The organism is Bradyrhizobium sp. Ken51 (genome assembly GCF_055807435.1).
The window spans coordinates 1-19,638 of the sequence record NZ_JBVVPB010000051.1 but is presented as its reverse complement, the minus strand read 5'-3'; the positions used below and the strand labels follow the sequence as shown (position 1 = coordinate 19,638).

Below are 19,638 nucleotides of genomic sequence, written 5' to 3'. Positions count from 1 at the left end.
CGCACTCACCTCGACTTGGCCCTGGCGCAACGCTTGCTCGCCGCTGACCGGCGGGATCGCCACCGCCGCGCCTTGGCGTCCTTGAACCCAGCAACGCTCGACGCCATCCTGCTAGACAGCAGTGCCAACACTCCCGAGCCTATGCCGCGCGATCTCAGCACCGGAGGCGTCAACCACGATTACGACCGTGCCCGCATCACGGTGATATTCGGGATCGCTGGCGATATCCCGAGCGACAAGGGCGGCGTATTTGACCGCTAGTTCAGCAGAGCGAAATAGCTCCCCCACATCCTCCGCCTGTGTCTCTCCGTTGTGGAAAATTGGGAAGTAGTAGCGTCGCATAGCCGCCGGCCCTCGTCCTTTAACCATGATCATGCCCACATCTCGGGACGGCCCGCACCTGTAAAAAACGACAGGGATCGCGCGACAGCGACTTCGCGCAATGGATCGTTATGCGCTTTGTTGCACTGTGACTTGCCCTCCCGCTTCGGTTGCGGTTGAATTCGGGGTGAGTGATTGGGGAATCAGAATGAGGTCGAAAATTGCAGCCGGCTTGATGGCGCTCTTGCTCTCGACTACTTGGCCCCCGACGGCTGAAGCTCAGTTCGAGCCGTTGGCATTCGCGGTCTGCAAGAAGATCCCGAGCGACGCAGACAGATTGAAGTGCTTCGACAGATCGGGAAAAGGGCGAAGATCAAGACTCAACCACCGAGCCCACTCCCGTCAAAGCTAAGTGGACGTTTCGAAGGGCAAAATCCCCGATCGATGACAGCGATCAACTCGTTGCAATGCTCTAGGGCGAAACAGGGAAACGTTGCTGATCCTAAGATGCTGGGAGAACAAATCCGTCTTTATCCCGCCCGAGCTCGTTATTTCTGGCACCGGAAACCTCTACGACCTTCTAAGCCGGGTAAACGGAGATTCAGCCGCAAGTGTTCCGGGCAGCACCAATGGAAGGGCGATCTTTATTCCTAACGCTCAAAACTTATGGAATCGCTCCCGGACCAAGGCAAGCTGTTCATCAGAGCGACTGGTTTTCAAGGCACATCCAACGACGGCGCGTTCCTCTTAAATGACGTCACAGCCGCAAGGAACCGAACGGCAGAGACCTGTCGATGAACGACATCTAAGCCGAGCTCAATGAAGGCGGTTAAATGAGCTCGCTGATTTTTGAGGCGGCCTCAGGGGCGCTATTAGCTCCTATGAGCGATCTGGTCCTGTATGAAAGCAGCAAGGCGACGTCTGGCATTTAACGCAGCAACCGCTTTCGAGCTCGCCAGTCGTGCAGCATCAGCCGAATGCCGGCTGTGGAGGACCGACGTCGTTCATTGAATGGGCAAATTCCTGCGGGACAGCGCAAGGTCCGGAGCACCAAGCGCTGCTCAACCTGATCGGGACTTCGATACCAGCAAGGACACAATGATGCGGTATCCTCGGACTTTGGCGGCAGCCGTTTTCGCGCTCGCCGTCATTGCCTGGGCAGTGGTGGCTGAGCGCCTCCCAGAGACCCCGCTCCGGATCGAGGCTTCGCGGACGGGGGCCGCCGCCCCCGACCTCCAATAGGTCTCAGAGCGCAGCCCTTACATGCGGACAGAGCGGCGATAACGAAGGGGCGCCCAGCCGCAAACGGGGCGAGCGGTTGCGGCTCACCCGATCCGTAGATTTTCCGCCGAGTCTTTTCCGCGATTGTTCACGATGTCGAAGCTGACCTTAGCCCCCTCCGCGAGTGAGGTGAAACCGGCCTTCTCAACTGCCGAGATGTGAACAAAGACGTCCTTGCCGCCGTTGTCAGGTTGAATGAACCCGTACCCTTTCGTCGGGTTGAACCATTTCACTGTCCCCATAGCCACGTAACGTCTCCATTTTTCAAAAACCAAAACTACTGCGGGAATTCCGACAAAAGAAAGGCTGGTCGCGAGGCGCGCGGGCCGATAACGGCACGCTGATTTAGTCGGCATGCCCCCAGTCAAGTAGATCCAAATAGCGAATCTGAAGTGTGAGCGGCTGTTTGGAGCCGTCTAAGAGCACACGTACCCTGTTGCCGGTGGAGCCTAGCGCAAGGACAACGCCGAGCTTGCCGGATAATGTTCGACCAGCCGACTCAGCCAACATGATACGACAACCCGGTGCCACCCTATCCATGATGAGGGACAATTCTGAAAACGGCGGACAAAACTTGTGGTCGGACATGCAGGCGAAAATATCGTAAAATCGGCACAAGGAAAAGCCGCGCAGGCTCGGTAAGGACACAAATGTAATAACGATGCTGCCTCGGATCGAGTATCCTCACTGGTTGATGTTGGCGGGACCCATGTTTGTGCTGCCAGGAATGGCCGGATGGGCGGTTTAATGAAGCCTACAACCGGCCCACGCTGACGCGGGGGGCCCTGAGCGCCTCCGTTGCGGCAGATAGCAGAGCTCAATGGACGTACTCATGATTTCCCCCGTAGTTGACAGATGTTGGCGGATCAGCGGCCCAAAGAAAGCACGTGCGCCGGATCCGCTCACTGATCAGCATTTGCAGTATATGCAAGCAACTTTTCTTTTAATGCAACCACCGAGAGTCGGAACATCGTAAAGCTTGCGGGGCCGATTTTCTGAGAGCCGCTGGATGCCGATTTTGAATCCGGACTATCCAATTGCTGTCGCCTTCCCGGCGTGCTCTGAACAGATCGACGCAGTTCCTCGAACAAAGGGGAGTTCGCCACGACTAGTGGCGGATGAGACCGAGCCTGCCACCACACAGAGCGCAACGCGCCGCTCCGTTCTTTCGACGATTTTCCGAGTATCGGGGCATTGTTGGCTCCTCCTCTTTCTCGTAGCTGCTCGTCACGGATCCTTTTGCTGTACGTCGATAGCTATTGATGGGCGCTGTGGCATATCTATCCTCATCGACTGCCGCTCTTGAAGAGCTCGAAATCAAGTGCTGCAATTGCCCAGCTTCGGTCCGGCAGGGCCTCGTTTCAATACGTCAGACAATGTCACGGCCTCACCGGCCCAGCCTGAGGAGTGCAAGCAGCCGTGCTTGGGTTGGCAGGTTTAATTTCCCATCTATTTTCACCCGGGACCCAGAGCGGCAGCAATGCTGCAGCGGGTGATTTGAGGACGATCTAGATCGGCGCTTTCAGATACTCAGGCCGCCTTCGGGCGACCTCCTTGGGTGAGTGCGGCAATACTTGTCATCAAATATAGAACGATGACTGCCCCCATTTAAGAAGGAACGGGAGGCGTGACATTCGGCAGCGAGCAGCAACAACGTCAGCTTGTCTTGCTAAGCGCGAGTTGGCGCAGTTACTTGAAGCGGCCGAACAACCATGTCCTGGGCTGGTTGAGAAAGGCCGTGGCGCTCGACCGCCTGGTCGCAAGCGGCCTCGACCCGGCTCATAATGACCCGGCTCATAATAAACGCGAGACGCTAGAAAATGGGTCGTCTTCACGAGGGACACTGTAATTCTGCAAAAAAGCCGGCCTCGGGGATGACTCTTGGGGCCGGAACTTATGGTCTTCTCTCTCTCCCAGAGACCGGCAGAGGCCAAGAAGGAAGCACAAGCAGCGGGCATCGCACACGCCAAGGCGAACCTCGTTCGACTATCTTGGCCGCAAGCCAAGCTTCACGCGTGACCAGCTACAGACCGTCCGCAACATGCTTGAGCTTGAGGCAGGCACCAGCGCCATACCGGGCTGAGCCGTCAAGCGGCGCTCCGTATCAAGGCTGACCGTGTGGCGCCGATGGGAGCCGCTGAACGGCACGCAAGCTGAGCTAGCGCCACACCCTGCGCCCCAGACGACGAGGTTGGAGAGATGCTTAGAAGGTCACCGCAATTCCGTAATCATCCGATCAGCCATCGACCTTTGTGGATATCGAACTTCACCAAACCCTCGTCTCGCATTTTCAAGAGGAGGGACTGGCAAGCTTCCTGATTCATGATATTGGCGCGTTTCATGACCTCGTACAGTTTGAGCGGTTTCTCTCGGAGCGCCGTCAAGATATTTTCTCGATCATTCAGCACGACGAAACTCCTACCAGTACAAGCGCGCTAAATTACAGAGAGTACGACAGCTGATCTTCCGCCACGACTCTCTCGATATTCTCGGACGTGGTTTTGATGCGATATCTAAGACGTCCGTCTGCCTCGATGGGCATACATTGAATTATGGTGTAAATCACCCGGTGGACCACTTGCTCCACCCCTGGTGGACCTTGGGGCTGATAGCGAACCTCCTCATTCAACCTATAGGGATAATGACGCACAATGACTTCGGCTGCTCTAGCGTGGAACGTGCTATGATGCAATGCATCGATTTGCCTCCGGAGAGCGACGCGTCCGCGGCTCGCGATCGCAGGAGCTCTACGGAGAGGTCTGCCGTTAACGGCGGCAAGCGCCGAGCCAATCTTCCAGGCGCCGATCATGACAGAAAGTGGCGCGATCTCGCCGTAGATCTTGTTGATCGCCTCCGCGTAGTAGCGGATGGTCGCCACAGCGGCTCGGCCTTGTACGCCATCCCGATCTCGATGCCGTTGTCGCGTACGCCGAGCACGGCAAGCTCGAGCGCATGACGCGCGACGAGCTCGGCCAGGCGCAACAGCACCTTCTTGCGTTCCGCGGGCGCGGCGCGCGACCATGCTCCCTTGTCGCAGGCTCTTCGCGCACCTGTACCGCGCGGTCGATATCGGCGACACCGCCGTCGGCGATCGGAGTCAGCAGCTTGCCGTCCATGGGAGAGATGACGTCGAGCCGCGCGCCGCCTGCGCCCTCGACCGCGGCGCCTGCAATGAAGTGCTGCCGCGGAGAGATGGCTGCGGTTCGCCGCGCGTTGATGTCGGATTGCAACATGAGAAAGCCCGGAGTGAAACGTTGGATCGGCGGCTGCGCCGCCGACCGCGATCATGCGCTTCATACAGCCTCGATGCGACATTTCTCACAAATCCACCGATAGGTGGATATCATGCATCGCAGCAAATCCATAACGTTGCGGCAACATTCATCTGCGCTCGGACATGGGCCGTTGCGCGTCCGTTCGCTGACACCGGCCTTCCAATGACCAACAGATCACGCCCTCGCATCTTGCTGATCGGCACCGGCGACACTAAGTCGGACGAACTCCTGTTCATGCAGCGCTGCATTGCCGGCGCCGGCGGCGAGACCGTCTTGATGGACGTCAGCGTGCTCGGCGATCCCCCTTACAAGGCAGCGCACGACAAGCACGCGGTTGCCGCCGCCGCCGACACGACGATCGCCGCCGTGATCGCGAGCGGCGACGAGAATTCGTCGATGACCTTGATGGCGCACGGCGCCGCCCGGCTGACGCGGCAACTCTGCGACGACGGCCGGATCGACGCCATGATCGCGATCGGCGGCACCATGGGCACCGACCTCGCGCTCGAGGTCGCGCTCGCCCTGCCGCTCGGCTTTCCAAAGCTGATCGTATCGACCATCGCCTTTTCTCATCTGATTCCCCCCGAGCGCATCGCCGCCGATCTGATGATGATCCTGTGGGCCGGCGGCCTCTACGGCCTCAACGTCACCTGCACGGCGGTGCTGTCGCAGGCCTGCGGCGCGATCGTCGGCGCGGCCCGCGGCGCCATCAGGCTGCGGCCCGAAGGCCCGATCTTAGCGCTGACTTCGCTCGGTAAGAGCTGCCTCAGCTACATGGTCGAGCTGAAGCCGCAGCTCGAGGCTCGCGGCTACGAGGTCGTGGTGTTCCACACCACCGGCATGGGCGGCCGTGCGATGGAATCGATCGCAGCGCAAGGCGGATTTGCCGCGGTGCTCGACCTCAGCCTTCAGGAGGTCGCCAACCAGGTGATGGGTTCGGTGGTAAACTCCGGCTCGGACCGTCTGATGAATGCAGGCCGGAACGGCATTCCGCAAATCGTTGCGCCCGGCGCCATCGACATGGTGGACTTTCCCGCCTGGCTGCCGGTGCCGACGGAACTCGCCGATCGTCCGTTCCATGCGCATAACCGCCTGCTTGCGTCCGCGAGCTCCGGTGCCGTCGATCGCCGACGGATCGCGCGCGCTATTGCCGCGAAGCTTGCGGAGGCGACGGCGCCAGTAGCTTTCGTCCTTCCGTTCGGCGGCATCCAGCGATGGGATCAGGACCGCGAGACGCTGTACGATCCCGAAGGCCTCAGCGCCTTCGTCACGGAAATGCGTGCGGCGATCCGCCCGCCAATCGAGCTTCACGTGATCAAGGACCACATCAATCACCCGGGCTTCGTCGCGAAGATCCTGGCGATCTTCGACCGCTGGGTGGCAGACGGCATCGTTCCAGCCGGCAAGGTTCCAGCGGAGCAGACATGAGCATATCCGCGCCAAGGGCGCTGGTGCTGGATTTCGGCGGGGTGATCTTAAAAACCTTGTTCGAAACGCATGATGCGACGGAGGCCGCGCGGCGTTGCCAAGGGAGCACTGACTTGGCGCTGGCCATTCGCGGAGGACACCGATCCGCTCTGGTCGGCGATGCAGCGCCGAGAATTGTCCGAGCGCGACCATTGGCTGACTCACAGCCGGGAGGTCGGCAGCTCATCGGCGAGGACCGGGGGGATATGCAGACCTTCGTCCGTCGGTCGCGCGGCGCTGATCCGATGCTCATCATCCGCCCCGAAGCCGGGCGCCATCCGGATCGCGCGAGGAGCCGGCCGCAAGGTCGCCATTCTCTCCAACCAGCCTCGACCTCTTCTAAGGCGCGGAGTTTCGGCGCAAGCGGCCGCTGCTTGGGCATTCGAGAGCATCGTCGACGCCACGCATACCGACATCCTGAAGCCCCACCCCCACGCCTATGGCGCCGTGTGCGATGCCCTCGAGCTCGCGCCGCAGGCCTGCGTGTTCGTCGACGACCAGGAACGCAACATCAAGGGTGCGATCGCCTGCGGCCTCTCGACCGTCTGGTTCGATGTTCGACATCCCCAGAACTTCTTCCCGGCAGGCACTCCACATGCGGCCTTGCCTTTCGACAGCGGAGCCATCCATGCCCGAAATCAATTTTCTCATCGAGAACAATGCCCGCCGGATCTGGCATCCGATGGCGCATCCCAAAGACATGCAGGACCATCCGCCGCGGATCATCATGAAGGGCGAGGGCATCCACGTCACCGACATCGAAGGCAAGACCGTGCTGGACGCGGTCGGGGGGCTCTGGAATGTGACGCTCGGTTACAGCTGCGATCCGATTAAGAAGGCGATCGCCGACCAGCTCAAGGAGTTGCCCTATTATTCCGGCTTTCGCGGCGTCTCGACGGGACCCGCGATCGAGCTCGCCTATGAGCTCACCGAATGGTTCAAGCCGGAGGGCATGGTGCGCGCGTTCTTCACCTCGGGTGGATCCGATTCCGTCGAGACCGCGTTGCGGCTCGCACGGCAATATTGGAAGATCAAGGGCCAGCGCGACCGCACCAAATTCCTGGCACTGAAGAAGGGTTATCACGGCACGCATTTCGGCGGCGCATCCGTCAACGGCAATGCCAATTTCCGCCGCAACTACGAGCCGCTGCTGCCGGGCGTCTACCACATCCCCTCGCCCTGGACTTACCGCAATCCCTTCAACGAGACCGACCCTGCGAAGCTCGCGCAGCTCTGCGCCAATGCGCTCCTCGACGAGATCGAATTCCAGGGCGCCGACACCATCGCCGCCTTCATCATGGAGCCGGTGCTCGGTGCCGGCGGCGTCATCGTGCCGCATTTGAGTTTCATGGGACTGGTGCGCGAGATCTGCGACCGCTACGGCATCCTCCTGATCTCGGACGAGGTCGTCACCGGCTTCGGCCGCACCGGGGCATGGTGCGGCGCGCGGCTCTGGAACGTCAAGCCGGACATGATGACAATCGCCAAGGCCGTCACATCGGGCTATTTCCCGCTGGGCGCCACGATGATCGGCGATAAAATCGCCGAGGCGTTCGAGAGCGACGAGACGAGCTTCGGCTCGATCGGCCATGGCTACACGTATTCCGGCCATCCGGTCGGTTGTGCGGCCGGTATCGCGGCGGTTGCCGAAACAAAGCGGCTTAAGCTCGACGCCAGGGCCGAGGCCTACGGCGCCATCCTCGACGAGGCGCTCGCGGCTCTCAAGCAAAAGCACGAGATCGTCGGCGACGTGCGTGGCAAGGGCTTGATGGCCGCGCTCGAGCTGGTCGCCGACCGCGGCAGCAAGAACGCGCTCGACAAGAAGCGCGTCGGAAAGATCGCCGATGCGATCTACGATGCCGGCGTGATGGTTCGCGTCTCCGGCAGCAATATTATCCTCTCTCCGCCGTTGATTATTACGGCCGAGGACGCCAGGACGATCGCTCACGCGATCGACCACGGCCTTGCGACTGGTTGATGAAGGCAAGCGTGGCCGCTAATTCGGCCGCACCATCAGCGCCACCACCGCGGAGCGCGTCTCCACGCCGAGCTTTTGAAAGATGTGGATGAGGTGCGTCTTAACGGTCGCCTGGCCGATCTTAAGGCACTCGCCGATCTCGCAATTGGTGCGGCCGCAGCACAACAGCCGTACCACGTCCATCTCGCGGCTGGTCAGCCCATAGCGCTGCCCGTCCTCGGACGCGGCGGCGCGGCCGACCAGGTTGAACTGGAGGTACTGGTGGATCTTCTCGGCGATGGTCACGGCGCGCTCCGGGATCCTCGCCTCCCTATCCCATACGACGCTCATCCCGGCGACGATTTGGTCGTCGCGCCGGAAGAAAAAATCGAGCATGTCGACGATGCCGCATTGGTCGATGAACGAGCGGTAGAGCGCTGTCTCGCCTGTTTGCTGGCCGGCCATCGTCTTACTGAGGCGCGCCACCGCAAGGTCACCCGCATGAGTCGGATGCTGCGGGTCGAAGGCACTCATGCCCTCGAGATACTGTAGATGAAACGGCTCCGGAATGCGCGCCAGGAGGAAGCGCCGGAGGTTGTAGCCCTCGTCGACTTCGTAAAATGCCGTCGCCGAGCCCTCCAGCATGGACTGGGCAAAATGCACGGCTTCGGTCGTTACGGCCTCCGAGCGGCCCATGAGCATCAGCATGGCCTAGTTTCCTCGATTCCACTCCATTCGGGACATCTGGTGCGTCCTCGCGCGGGCGACGCCGGGAGAGGCACGGCACTTACTTAAGCAACTTGCGGGCCATCGGTTTAGGTTGCCACCGAGCCGAGGTCCGAACCTGGTCTGCGCCTCGATCGATTGACTGGACAGCGACACCGGCACGTTCGCCGCAACCGATTCGATCCTCGCACGGATTGCCGGCCTACACGACCGGTTGATTGCCGAACGCACAAGCCGCATCACATCGTGACGCCCTGCATTGATGAATTCACATCGCGCGACGTTGTACAATGCGGGCAGCATCGATCTACTCGATCTAACCGCGATGCTTAAATTCGCACGCCAACCTAGCGCGACCATTCCGACCGGTCCGATGGTCATGATCATCAAAGCGGAAAGCGCGACTATGGCACCTCGGTGACATTCGACGAGCGCCTGCTCGCTTGCAGTGCCGGGGCGGGATCGCTTGGATTGGCATCCCATGAGTGGCTCATCCATGCCAGCTCGGGCAGCCCGATCGGCAAGGCGGCGGTGACGATCGGCGGCAACCGATCGGCGCCCCGGCCTGGGAGCCGCGTCCCACAGGAGCAATAAGGCGATGACCACCGGGAGCGTCGTCCGAGCCAGCCAATTGCCAGCTTGCGGAACGAAGCGGGCTGAGGAATGGCGCCGCTCCCCGGCGGCGGCGCGGCAGCTCTTGTTGCTGATCCAGGAATTGCCGTGCCGCTCGCGAAATATGGTGCGCTCCGCATTTCAAACACACGTACGGCTCAGGCCTTGTCCTATTCCGACATTTTGTTCTCAAGCATACATGGATGGCGCGACAACCAAGATGAGAACGCGTCTCGCCGTCCAGACATCAGCGGCACGACGATATCACGGAAGAAGATGCCGATCGAGAGCTCGGGGCCTTCTGACGGCTAAGCAGACGTGTTGCGAGCTCACGGTAGGGCGCTTGTGATCAGCGTCCCGGGGGCCGCGGACTTTTGCGCTCGATCGTACGGTTGGAACGGCCCGGAAACTGCGCTCTTCTGTCGCGTGAGGCACCACGTTTCACGTCAAGGAGTTTGCAGCACTTCAATTTCAACCGCTGTGCGGGCGCATGTCTAGACCCAGCTCGAAATTAATCCCGCCAACGCTTGGCACGGACGTTGCTATTGAGAGCTACGACAGCAAGCGAGTGGGCGCGGCCAGATGAGCAATATCTTCCGTGGGCCATATCCGAGAGGTGCAACACCGCCCCCGAGCGGATCACCCTTCTCAGCCCGATGATCGAGTTTAACGTTGAACGGCTTGCCGGTTTCGCACGCGTCTGGCCCACCGTGTTGCTGCCCTGGACTACTCCCGCCGCTCGCTAAGCACTCATGGAGGTTGAAATGATCACCCAACTCGGCGCATCCGTACGCAGCCAAACAACAGACGTCGATGCAATGTTGGCCGAACTGCGTTTGAACAATGATCCGCACGATGTGGAAGTCGGCGGCATGTCTTTGCACATCCTGCCCGGGGTTTTGTCACCGCGCCTGAGTCACGCACCGGACGCACTGATCTCGAAATGGCACATCGAGCCCGGCGCGGCGGTACTCGATCTTGGGTGCGGATCCGGTGTGCTGGGCCTTGCAGCACTCCGTGCCGGGGCAAGACGTCTAGTCGCTCTCGACATAAATCCGCAGGCCGTTCTCTCGACGAAGATAAACATAGAGCGATTAGGCTATGGAGATCGAGCAGAAGCCCTCGAGAGTGACACCTATGCTGCGCTACAACCTGGAGCACAATTTGATACCATTATCTTTGCCGCCCCCTATTGGAACCGCAAGGCCAATGACGATCTCGAGCGTTCGTGTTTCGATCAAGATCACAAGGTCATGGCCGCCGCCGTCGGAGGGGCGCACGTCTGGTTAAGTCCGAAGGGTGCGATGTATGTGATTTTCTCCGATCAGGGAGACGTTGGACATGTCATGAACCTGATCGAGGAGAGCAAGCTGCGCGTCAGAGACATGCATATTTTCCGACCGACCATTCCAGGCGGGCACGTCCGCATTGTTTGGAAGCTATCCGCGCGATGAAAGTCTCTTGGCCAAGAAGCGCGGTACCCATCACATCAGCGCCAAGCGCTTGGCAGTGTAGTCGATCAGGCCAATTTGCATGTTCCCGACCCAGCTGAAATCGCTTGGCCGCGTGCATGAGTGCGCATCTCGATCGCGACCGTCGAGAGACATCGCAGGTCCGGTGCCGTGATCCAGACAATAGCCTCCAAGAACATACTGGTTGGCTTCACCCCGGAGTGCGAGGTGAGGATTAATCCCGCCCGGGCTCGAGCGGTTCGGCCGGACGCGTCTTGGGGCCGGGCACAATTCGTCGCCCCGACAGTGAGATCTGACCAGTGGGCGAGATAGCGTTGCGGGCCCGATGCGCAATGCTACGACCATCGCGAACTTGTGAACTCGGCGGCAGGGGCGGACCATCGCTACGTTCCGTAATTTGAGTGTAGTTTCACGAGCGATCTCGCTGCGGTGATCAGCCGGATAGCAATTCTAAGAATTGAAGTCATGCCTAGATATCAACGCTTCAGGGCTAGGCGGCGCTCTTTCCCTGCAGCGTTATGAAGGGGGCGCCCCGCCTCTTTTCGACGAACGAGCGCATTTTACTGCAGTTCTTATGCGTCAATCCAGCAAGTGAGATCGTTTCAAGCACGACATCCACGCAAAGCTAGGGTCGTCGACGCAGTCATATACTTAAGCTTCTCCCGGGGACTGATGATCAGGCGCCTTCTTACTGGATGCGAAAACTTCGTCTCAGACATGGTCCAGCTTGATTCAGCTAAACACCGGGCAGTGCGATCGACAGGGCGCCTGCCGCGCGGTAGCAGCTGAACGGCTGCCCGAGTCCTGCATGATTGGCGAAGGAGGCTTCTGTCGCTTTCGGCGACCTCAAGCCGCAATGTTTGGGATTACCGGCGGTAAACTATGATTCGACACATCGTATTCTTCACCGCAAAAGATAAGGCGCATATCGACAAAATCATCGAGGGCCTTTCCGTTCTCACCAAAATCCCGCACGCTCGGCGGCTTGAGGTCGCTCGCAACCGCAAGAGTGACCGGCTTGGCAACGAAATTGATGTGATCGTCTACGGTGAATTCGACGACGAAGGCCAACTCGAAGCCTATAAAGCGCACGAGCTTTATCAAGATTCGATCCGGCAAGTAAGACCGCTCCGCGAGCTACGTCTCGCGGCCGACTACAGCATGTCTGCAGATGCGGAGCCAGTATGTTCGGCAGGCCCTCCCCACGGGCGTGGTTAATTGTCAGGCATGTAGGGCTTTTGGGTGGCCATAAGGCTCGCCTTCGCCGGGCGGAATTACGATCACCGATGTATCGCTGAGCTGAGCGACAGAATAATGCATGTAGTGGAACTGCAGTGGATTGAGCCCGTCACAGCCATGCGAAGCCTCTCGCATCGGAGGCACCTCACGTTCCTGGATAGCGCATCGAGAGACGCGGTGCTCGGGCAGCATTCCTATGTGACGTGCGATCCCTTCTGCACCTATATGATCGCGGACGGGAAAGGCATTTGCAACGGAGAGACCATTGTGGGCGATCCGTGGGTGGCACTTCGCGCTCTGCTAGCCAACTATCCGCAAGTGCACTGCGCCGATCTCCCGGCTTTCCAGGGCGGTGCCGCCGGCTTTTTTGGATACGAGCTGAACAGGACGCTGGAGCGATTGCCGGTGCCGGCTATCGGGGGGCATCGCTTGCCTCAGGCAATCCTACATCTTTACGACGTCGTGATAAGCTTCGATCACAGCCATAACAGATGTTGGGTCGTTTCTACCGGGTGGCCGGAGCAGGATCCGGCTCGCCGGCGTGAGAGAGCTCGCGGAAGAGCCGAAGAATTTGTTGCGCTGATTAGAGTCTCAGCCTCCCCTCCTGATTTGACACCAGGCCAAGCCGGCTTATGGCATTCAAATTTCAGTCGCCAAGGATACATTGCGGCAGTACAGAGCGTAATTGATCTCATTCGGGCGGGTGACGCCTTCCAGGTCAATATTGCGCAACGCTTCAGCGCGCGCCTGGCGAACTCGTTCGATCCGATAGCCTTCTATTGTCAGCTGCGGAGAGTGAATCCGGCTCCCTTTGCCGCCCTCCTTCGGTATGGCAAGCTCACCATTGCATCGAGTTCGCCCGAGCGTTTCCTCAAGCTTCACGGTCGACAGGTCGAAACGCGGCCTATTAAGGGGACGATGGCGCGTTCTGCTGATCGGGAGGAAGACCGGCGTCGTGCTGAGACGCTGTCAGGTTCGGAAAAAGACCGCGCCGAGAACACCATGATCGTCGACCTACTACGCAATGATCTCTCGCGCGTTTGCACGCCCGAATCAATCCATGTCCCGTCATTGTGCAACCTCGAGTCCTATGCATCAGTGCACCACCTCGTGTCGGTCGTTACGGGTGAGCTGGCATGCGGAGAGGACGCCGTCAGCCTACTTCGAGCCTGCTTTCCCGGCGGCTCCGTTACCGGAGCTCCCAAGGTACGCTCGATGGAAATTATCCTGGAGATCGAGCGTGTGGCGCGAGAGGTGTATTGCGGTGCCATAGGCTACATAGGGTTCAATGGACATATGGATTCAAATATTCCCATTCGCACCGTGACGATCGATGCCGGCCAGGCCGCCTTTCATGCAGGTGGCGGGATAACGGCAATGTCCGATCCGGTCGCCGAATATGAGGAGAGCCTAGCAAAAGCAGAGCGCATTTTTCGCGCATTTATTGCTGAAGGCGCCGGTGCATCTTGATTGTCATCATCGACAACTACGACTCTTTCGTCTTCAACATTGCGCGATATTTCCGCAAGCTTGGTGCAGCAACATGTGTCGTCCGGAACGACGCGATGCATGTGAGCGAACTTGCTGACCTCAGGCCCCGCGCGATCGTCATCTCCCCCGGCCCGGGCACTCCAAATGAGGCTGGAATATCGACAGCCGTCGTTCGCGATCTTTCCGGTCAGGTGCCAATTCTCGGCATCTGTCTCGGACACCAGTGCATTGGGAGCGAGTTCGGCGCACGTGTAACGCGCGCACGCCGTCCTATGCATGGTCGGCCCTCGTATGTCACGCATGAAGGCGGGGGCCTGTTCGAAGGACTACCATCCCCACTTTGCGTAGGGCGCTACCATTCGCTCATCGTCGAATTGGATCCGTCATCTGCCCGAGACCTCACTGTGACAGCACTCTCGGATGATGGGGAGATCATGGCTCTTGCCCATCGCAATCAAGCGACATATGGCGTGCAGTTCCATCCGGAGTCGATACTCACACCGCAAGGGGACGCACTATTCGCAAACTTCCTACGGCTTGCAGAACTTTCTTAAGGCGGCCGTACAGGTCGGTTTCACAATGCGCAGCTCGATACAATACCGGTCAACGCGAAAGGAGCAATACTGCCGAAACGGGTTGAGTTTATTGCTGCGGGCAGCACACAACGCCGCTAAGCGGGTTGAACTTATCAATACCTTTCAGGTGCTCGGATCAATAGAACTCTACGGTTGATAGTCCCAGCAGGACGTTGTCAATCAGCCGGGTCGAACCAACGTAGGCTGCGACGCAGAGCGCCGCCGGATGCCGCAGCAGACTCTCGGCGCGCTTGAGCGTATGACCGTCGACAAGTTCAAGGTATTGCAGCCGATCAACTATTTCAAGTTGCCGCTCGGCGATCGCAATCAGCTTGTCCACCTCGCGCACTCCTGAGCGGAATTCATCCGCCGCGGCGAACAGTCCACGACTGATGGCAACCGCTCGCCGACGTTCTTCCTTGCTGAGATACCGATTGCGGCTGCTCATCGCGAGCCCGTCGGGTTCCCGAACGGTTGGCACGGTGACGATCTTGATGGGAAGATTGAGATCTGTTGCCATGCGACGCACGACCGCGCATTGCTGAAAATCCTTTTGCCCGAAAAACACGACGTCCGGATGCACCATGTTGAACAGCTTGCACACGACGGTCGCGACGCCCCGAAAATGCCCAGGCCTGAAAGCTCCGCATAGTGGCTTCGCCAGTTCGCCCGGCTCGACGAAGGTCTCGAATTGAGCCGGATAGACTTCCTGTGCACCCGGCGCGAACACAATCGCAACACCAGCATCGCGGCACAATTTTTCATCGCGCAGGAAATCGCGAGGATAGCTGCTGAGATCCTCGTTTGGTCCGAACTGAGTCGGATTGACGAAAATGCTAACGACGGTGATATCGCATTGCGCGCGGCTCGCCTCGATCAGGGCGAGATGGCCATCGTGCAAATAACCCATTGTCGGCACTAACCCGACGCGTTTACCCACGCTGCAAGCCTTCGCGAGCTCACGACGAAGCTCAGCGACCGTGGTAACCGTCTGCATCATTGCACCTTACATCAGGTTGGGTTGGGAGGAGCCCAGGTTGCGATAATGTCACTCAGGTTTTCAGGAAGCCGATAGGACTCCTGCGGCGCCGGGAACGCACCGGTGCGGACATCGGCAGCCCAACGCGACAGCGCCGCTTGTAAAAGCTGAAAGCCATCTGCATAGGCGCGAACGAATTTGGGCCGATGACCTAAGGTCAGCCCCAGGACATCATGGAATACGAGCACTTGGCCCGAGCAGTCGGGACCCGCGCCGATTCCGATGGTTGGTATCGATAGCGATTCGGTCGCTCGCTGGGCTAGCTCGGCCGGAATGCCTTCAAGCACCAACGCGAAGCATCCGGCCTCCTGCAGACGGTGAGCGTCATCGAGCAGCCGCAAAGCGTCATCGGCTTTCCGGCCCTGCACCTTGAATCCGCCCATGACGTTGACGCTTTGCGGGGTGAGGCCGAGATGGCCCATGACAGGAATTTCGCAATCGACCAGGGCACGCACCATTTCCACGCGCTTGGCCCCGCCCTCGAGTTTCACGGCATCTGCGCCTCGCTGCAGGAACCCTCCAGCGTTGCGTATCGTCTCCTCCGGACCAAGGTGAAAGCTAAGAAACGGCAGATCGGCCACGAGCAAGGCACGGGGCCTTGTGCGTGCAACAGCCTCGAGATGATGGTTCATCATTGCCATGCTGACCGGCAACGTGTTGTCGAATCCGAGACAGACATTGCCAACACTGTCGCCCACAAGAATGATGTCGACGATGGGGTCGGCGATGCCTGCCGTAACCGCATCGTAGGCCGTGGTCATGGTGACACGCCGCCGCTCCTGCTTCCACCGCTGCAGAATTGGGATCGTGACCCGCTCAACTGACACTTCCGAAGCGTGGCTCATTTTCGATCAGTTCCATCAAATGTCTCAAGTCGATTCTGCAGCTCGAAGCGATACGGATCTGCTCTCATTTGTGCCGCCTACGATTTCTACGCCACAGCGCTCCCCAGGTCGCCGCATTACCGAATAACAAGGCGAACGGTAATCCGATTGTTTCGAGCGACGCGGTTGGGTACTACGCGCATCCTGGGACCATGCTTTCCTATGGAGGACAAGAGAAAACTGTCAACCGTGAAAGGAAGAAAGAAACATACGTCTCCAAGGTAGCGCCCGTGTGCACAAAAATTCCAATGGTCGCGCGACCATCCAGCAAGAACTTCCCGAATTCAAATTGTCATGTGGAAGCGCCTTGCGTCACGCCGCGCCTCAGGGCGCGCTGGGGCGGTCGGAGCCATTCCAGATGAGAGCGCAACGGACGACCAGGGTGCGCTGATCTGGTCAGCCGAAGCGCCGCGATGAAGCTCATGGTCTTCCAGTGGCGGAAAGGTGGTAACCTCTGGTCGGTCGGGGGCAGTGGTCCCGTCGACTCGCGTCATGCTGTGGACACCGCCTTCTCGCTTCACCAGGAGTTCGTCCATGTCTGCGGTTTGTCAGCTCACGCCATTGCTCGCCGCCCGCGGCAGACGATCTCTTGGTCGAGCCGCATCGGCGCTTGGCGAGCGATGTCGGACGGCAGGGTGCTGGCCGGCTTGGTTGCCGTCACCCCAAAGCAGGTCGAGGTCCGAGTGATCCGGATGTTGACAGCCGGGCTGCCGAACGTCCGGGTCTGCGGACAGAGGCGGACGAGCCGATCAATCTTGTACTACCACGCCGCAGGGGGGAACCTTGCCGCGTGCCAGCAGCGGAGGCGGCCTGTGTTCGATGATCTCGTCGGACCCGATCGCGACCGCGATGCGCCGTTTGCCGTGGCAAGGCGGCAGCGGCAAGCTAAGCGGTATCATTCCCGCGGGATCGACACAGGTCCGGAGATGAGCTCGTCGCCATTGCGGCGACCCGGTCCGCGATCTCGGCTGCCTTCCGGCGCCCAACTTGTTCAGCGCTGAGCCGGCCGGGATCATTCGGTACTGTAGGCCAACTGCGGCCGAGCATCCGTGTCCGATCGGACAAGCACGGGCTCGCAGCACGGAACGACGACGGGCCCGGATCGCGCAGGCGCGCTTGAATGTCAGCCTTGCTCTGGCCAGTCTGCGAGCGGGCCTCCCTTTCCTTCCCTCATCACGCTTCGATGGCGTTCTCACCGCCCCCCTCCACATCCCTCCCAAGGACCTTCTTCGCCTCCGTCATTATCGGCGCTTTTCAGCCAACCCCTGCGGCGAAAGCCAAGTCGCCGTCTTCGCGCGCCTGCTACGAGGCAAGCCCACGGCACTATCCACCGACGAGGGCGATAGCCCTACCGTCATCGAAATCACCGAGCGCGTGCTCCAGCCGCGACGATCGAGCCGAGCGGCGTGACCGTGACAGGCACCTCGATCTCGCCTTCACGGGCGCGTACGACTGTTTCGCCTTCCTGCTGGAGCTGAACGACGGCGCTCTGGATGCTCAGGTCTGTGCCTTTGAAAGTACTGTCGCAGCAACCCTTGGTATTCTCGTTACTGTCGAGCCGCCAAGCGCTTTGCGGGTTGCAGAAGTGGATACCGCATCGATCTTGAGACGATCGTGCTGAGCGATTTCGGCTCCCTAATCCCGGGTCAGCCTCCGGTCAACCGCGCCAGTCGCGGCGCTCCGTGCTATCCCTGGCGCACCCAAAATAGGCCCCGGTCCATAGGCCGGGGCGTTCGATCCACCTTTTGAACGTGATCAATATTTGAGAAGAATCGGACCGCCAAACTTATAGTTGAGCCGTGCAGTCATAACGTCGAGATCCTGGCGGATGCGGTCGACCCCACCAGCGGGCTCGGTGAAGCTCACCATGGCCGGCCGCATGAACAGGTGTGCGTACTCGAATCCAATCGACCAATTCGGTGCGAAGCCGTACTCGAATCCGGCTGCCAATGCGCCGCCCCAAAGAACGTGCTTGCTTTCTCCACCTAACTCGCCCGTCGTCCAGATGACCCGAAACGTGTTGCTCGTCACCGCGGCGCCGCCTTTGGCGTAAAGCAGTACGTTGTCGAAGGCACAACCGATCTGCGCCGTTACAAGGCCGAACGCATCGATCTTGGTCTGGTTGATATCCAAAAAAGCAACGCTGGGATTCCAGCCAGTCAAACGAGCCCAGTTTCCCTGGCCTTCAACACCAAGCACGATCAGGCCCGTCTGCCATCGATAGCCGATTTGCCCGCCCACGCTTCCGCCGCTGGCATCATGGCAGCCCTCAGGCTTGCCGCCATCGGAATCCCAGCAATTCGAGCTTGAACCAAAGCCGCCGTTCATACCAACGTTGTAGCCGCTCCAGTCGTAGATTGCAGCCGCGACCGCCTGCGGAGCGTTGTTGTAGAGAGGCTGGGCGGGCTGCGCAGCCAGATCCGCGCCGAATGCGGGGCGCGGCCAAGCCCCACAATGCTCAGAGTCGCGAGCAACAAGTTCTTCATTTCTACTCTCATCTCTTCAGTCTCCCGGGCCTCATGCGTCTTAACAACGTCCGCGCGAATTGCTGTAACTGCATCGCAACATTTGCGCCGAAAGAAATGCGTGAACCGAACGCTGCGTCAGGTTGCGGCGTTGCAGATCATCTCCAACGGGATCGCAATGCACCTTCGCGTGCGAGCATAGATTCGTAAGACTGAGAAGCGGGCCGCTGATTTCAGCGGAGTAAGCGCACGGCAAGTAAGATTGTGGCAAACCACACAGCAAGTGAGACGAGTGAAGCGCTTTGCAAAACTCTTGCTCTTGTCCCGTGCCGCCACTAAAGACCCGTTACACACCACGCTCGTGTTGCATCCATTGGCCCTAGAGATCAGATGAAGTCTATTCGATTGAATCAATGTCCTGCAGATGCTGCCTCGTTCGTCGCAGATGCCGCTGCGTCCCGCGCTCGACAGAGCATGCGAATGACAACCTCCGCCTTCGGATGAAGGATGCGGCCGGAAGAATTTTGCTTATTGGTTCAGCGAGCCGTTCTCCACCCGAGGCTTCCTACCACACCGCCAATGTCCCGACCGCCGATAATGCTTGCCGATCGTTCCTGCGCTTGCCGCCAGATATTGGACCCTCCATGACCCTTGCGCGAGCGCTTGGGTGAGCGCGCGAGTAGGTAGCCTCTTGCGAGGAATGAGGTGGCAAATGGCCGCGGTGTGTTCATCTTCTGAGCTGAAGTTCTAAGTCGATAAAGGACAGCGAGCATGTTCGTTTCATTCTTCCCTCGACCAAAGTTGTTCTTTGCGTCGTCAATTCTTTGGACGGCG

Annotated in this window: 12 protein-coding genes and 3 pseudogenes; 7 read left to right on the top strand and 8 right to left on the bottom strand. The window is 59.5% G+C overall.

Going from position 1 to position 19,638, the window contains the following annotated elements; genetic code table 11:
• Nucleotides 1-111: 111 nt before the first annotated feature.
• The 4 genes and pseudogenes from AC0L27_RS38560 to AC0L27_RS38545 form a co-directional block, all read right to left on the bottom strand.
• Entirely contained in the window at nucleotides 112-342 is a 231-nt protein-coding gene (locus tag AC0L27_RS38560; protein ID WP_473323102.1) for a DUF6894 family protein, read from the bottom strand.
• Nucleotides 343-1,646: 1,304 nt separating this feature from the next.
• Complete coding sequence (locus AC0L27_RS38555) at nucleotides 1,647-1,850, bottom strand: cold-shock protein (RefSeq protein WP_439034190.1); 204 nt, start codon at nucleotides 1,848-1,850, stop codon at nucleotides 1,647-1,649.
• Between the two features lie 1,980 nt (nucleotides 1,851-3,830).
• Nucleotides 3,831-4,010: a hypothetical protein gene (locus AC0L27_RS38550; protein ID WP_369726821.1), complete on the bottom strand. Its 180-nt coding sequence runs from the start codon at nucleotides 4,008-4,010 to the stop codon at nucleotides 3,831-3,833.
• 335 nt (nucleotides 4,011-4,345) lie between these two features.
• Nucleotides 4,346-4,832 (bottom strand): annotated as a pseudogene (locus AC0L27_RS38545) (aldehyde dehydrogenase family protein); the annotation flags it as partial.
• A gap of 207 nt (nucleotides 4,833-5,039) precedes the next feature.
• Between AC0L27_RS38545 and AC0L27_RS38540 the strand changes: the two are divergent.
• From AC0L27_RS38540 to AC0L27_RS38530, 3 genes and pseudogenes are all read left to right on the top strand, one after another.
• Nucleotides 5,040-6,305, top strand: coding sequence for a Tm-1-like ATP-binding domain-containing protein (locus AC0L27_RS38540; RefSeq protein WP_473323073.1), 1,266 nt, complete (start codon nucleotides 5,040-5,042; stop codon nucleotides 6,303-6,305).
• A 69-nt stretch (nucleotides 6,306-6,374) separates the two neighbouring features.
• Nucleotides 6,375-6,833, top strand: a pseudogene (locus AC0L27_RS38535) (HAD family hydrolase); the annotation flags it as partial.
• Between the two features lie 139 nt (nucleotides 6,834-6,972).
• Complete coding sequence (locus AC0L27_RS38530; protein ID WP_473323071.1) at nucleotides 6,973-8,322, top strand: aminotransferase class III-fold pyridoxal phosphate-dependent enzyme; 1,350 nt, start codon at nucleotides 6,973-6,975, stop codon at nucleotides 8,320-8,322.
• Between the two features lie 18 nt (nucleotides 8,323-8,340).
• Here AC0L27_RS38530 and AC0L27_RS38525 read toward each other — a convergent pair whose 3' ends face one another.
• Nucleotides 8,341-9,009: a helix-turn-helix transcriptional regulator gene (locus AC0L27_RS38525; protein ID WP_473323068.1), complete on the bottom strand. Its 669-nt coding sequence runs from the start codon at nucleotides 9,007-9,009 to the stop codon at nucleotides 8,341-8,343.
• Between the two features lie 1,394 nt (nucleotides 9,010-10,403).
• Between AC0L27_RS38525 and AC0L27_RS38520 the strand changes: the two genes are divergently transcribed.
• The 4 genes from AC0L27_RS38520 (at nucleotide 10,404) to AC0L27_RS38505 (ending at nucleotide 14,395) form a co-directional block, all read left to right on the top strand.
• Nucleotides 10,404-11,093, top strand: coding sequence for a methyltransferase (locus AC0L27_RS38520; RefSeq protein WP_473323066.1), 690 nt, complete (start codon nucleotides 10,404-10,406; stop codon nucleotides 11,091-11,093).
• Nucleotides 11,094-11,993: 900 nt separating this feature from the next.
• Nucleotides 11,994-12,329 (top strand): Dabb family protein, encoded by a 336-nt coding sequence (locus AC0L27_RS38515; protein ID WP_369726178.1) that lies wholly within the window; start codon nucleotides 11,994-11,996, stop codon nucleotides 12,327-12,329.
• Nucleotides 12,330-12,425: 96 nt separating this feature from the next.
• Nucleotides 12,426-13,820: an aminodeoxychorismate synthase component I gene (gene pabB, locus AC0L27_RS38510; RefSeq protein WP_473323063.1), complete on the top strand. Its 1,395-nt coding sequence runs from the start codon at nucleotides 12,426-12,428 to the stop codon at nucleotides 13,818-13,820.
• Nucleotides 13,817-14,395, top strand: coding sequence for an anthranilate synthase component II (locus tag AC0L27_RS38505; RefSeq protein ID WP_473323061.1), 579 nt, complete (start codon nucleotides 13,817-13,819; stop codon nucleotides 14,393-14,395). Before pabB ends, AC0L27_RS38505 begins: the two co-directional genes overlap by 4 nt.
• Nucleotides 14,396-14,552: 157 nt before the next feature.
• Here AC0L27_RS38505 and panC read toward each other — a convergent pair whose 3' ends face one another.
• The 3 genes and pseudogenes from panC to AC0L27_RS38490 form a co-directional block, all read right to left on the bottom strand.
• On the bottom strand, nucleotides 14,553-15,413 hold the full coding sequence (gene panC, locus AC0L27_RS38500) for a pantoate--beta-alanine ligase (RefSeq protein ID WP_473323101.1): 861 nt from the start codon (nucleotides 15,411-15,413) through the stop codon (nucleotides 14,553-14,555).
• Between the two features lie 14 nt (nucleotides 15,414-15,427).
• Nucleotides 15,428-16,300, bottom strand: a complete 873-nt coding sequence (gene panB / locus AC0L27_RS38495; protein WP_473323059.1) for a 3-methyl-2-oxobutanoate hydroxymethyltransferase — start codon at nucleotides 16,298-16,300, stop codon at nucleotides 15,428-15,430.
• A 1,794-nt stretch (nucleotides 16,301-18,094) separates the two neighbouring features.
• Nucleotides 18,095-18,825: pseudogene (locus AC0L27_RS38490) on the bottom strand (outer membrane protein).
• Between the last annotated feature and the right edge of the window lie 813 nt (nucleotides 18,826-19,638).

Coding starts and splice junctions, on each gene's coding strand:
- AC0L27_RS38560 (WP_473323102.1), bottom strand. CDS start 342: ATGCGACGCTACTACTTCCCAATTTTCCACAACGGAGAGACACAGGCG.
- AC0L27_RS38540 (WP_473323073.1), top strand. CDS start 5,040: ATGACCAACAGATCACGCCCTCGCATCTTGCTGATCGGCACCGGCGAC.
- AC0L27_RS38530 (WP_473323071.1), top strand. CDS start 6,973: ATGCCCGAAATCAATTTTCTCATCGAGAACAATGCCCGCCGGATCTGG.
- AC0L27_RS38525 (WP_473323068.1), bottom strand. CDS start 9,009: ATGCTGATGCTCATGGGCCGCTCGGAGGCCGTAACGACCGAAGCCGTG.
- AC0L27_RS38520 (WP_473323066.1), top strand. CDS start 10,404: ATGATCACCCAACTCGGCGCATCCGTACGCAGCCAAACAACAGACGTC.
- AC0L27_RS38515 (WP_369726178.1), top strand. CDS start 11,994: ATGATTCGACACATCGTATTCTTCACCGCAAAAGATAAGGCGCATATC.
- pabB (WP_473323063.1), top strand. CDS start 12,426: ATGCATGTAGTGGAACTGCAGTGGATTGAGCCCGTCACAGCCATGCGA.
- panC (WP_473323101.1), bottom strand. CDS start 15,413: ATGCAGACGGTTACCACGGTCGCTGAGCTTCGTCGTGAGCTCGCGAAG.
- panB (WP_473323059.1), bottom strand. CDS start 16,300: ATGAGCCACGCTTCGGAAGTGTCAGTTGAGCGGGTCACGATCCCAATT.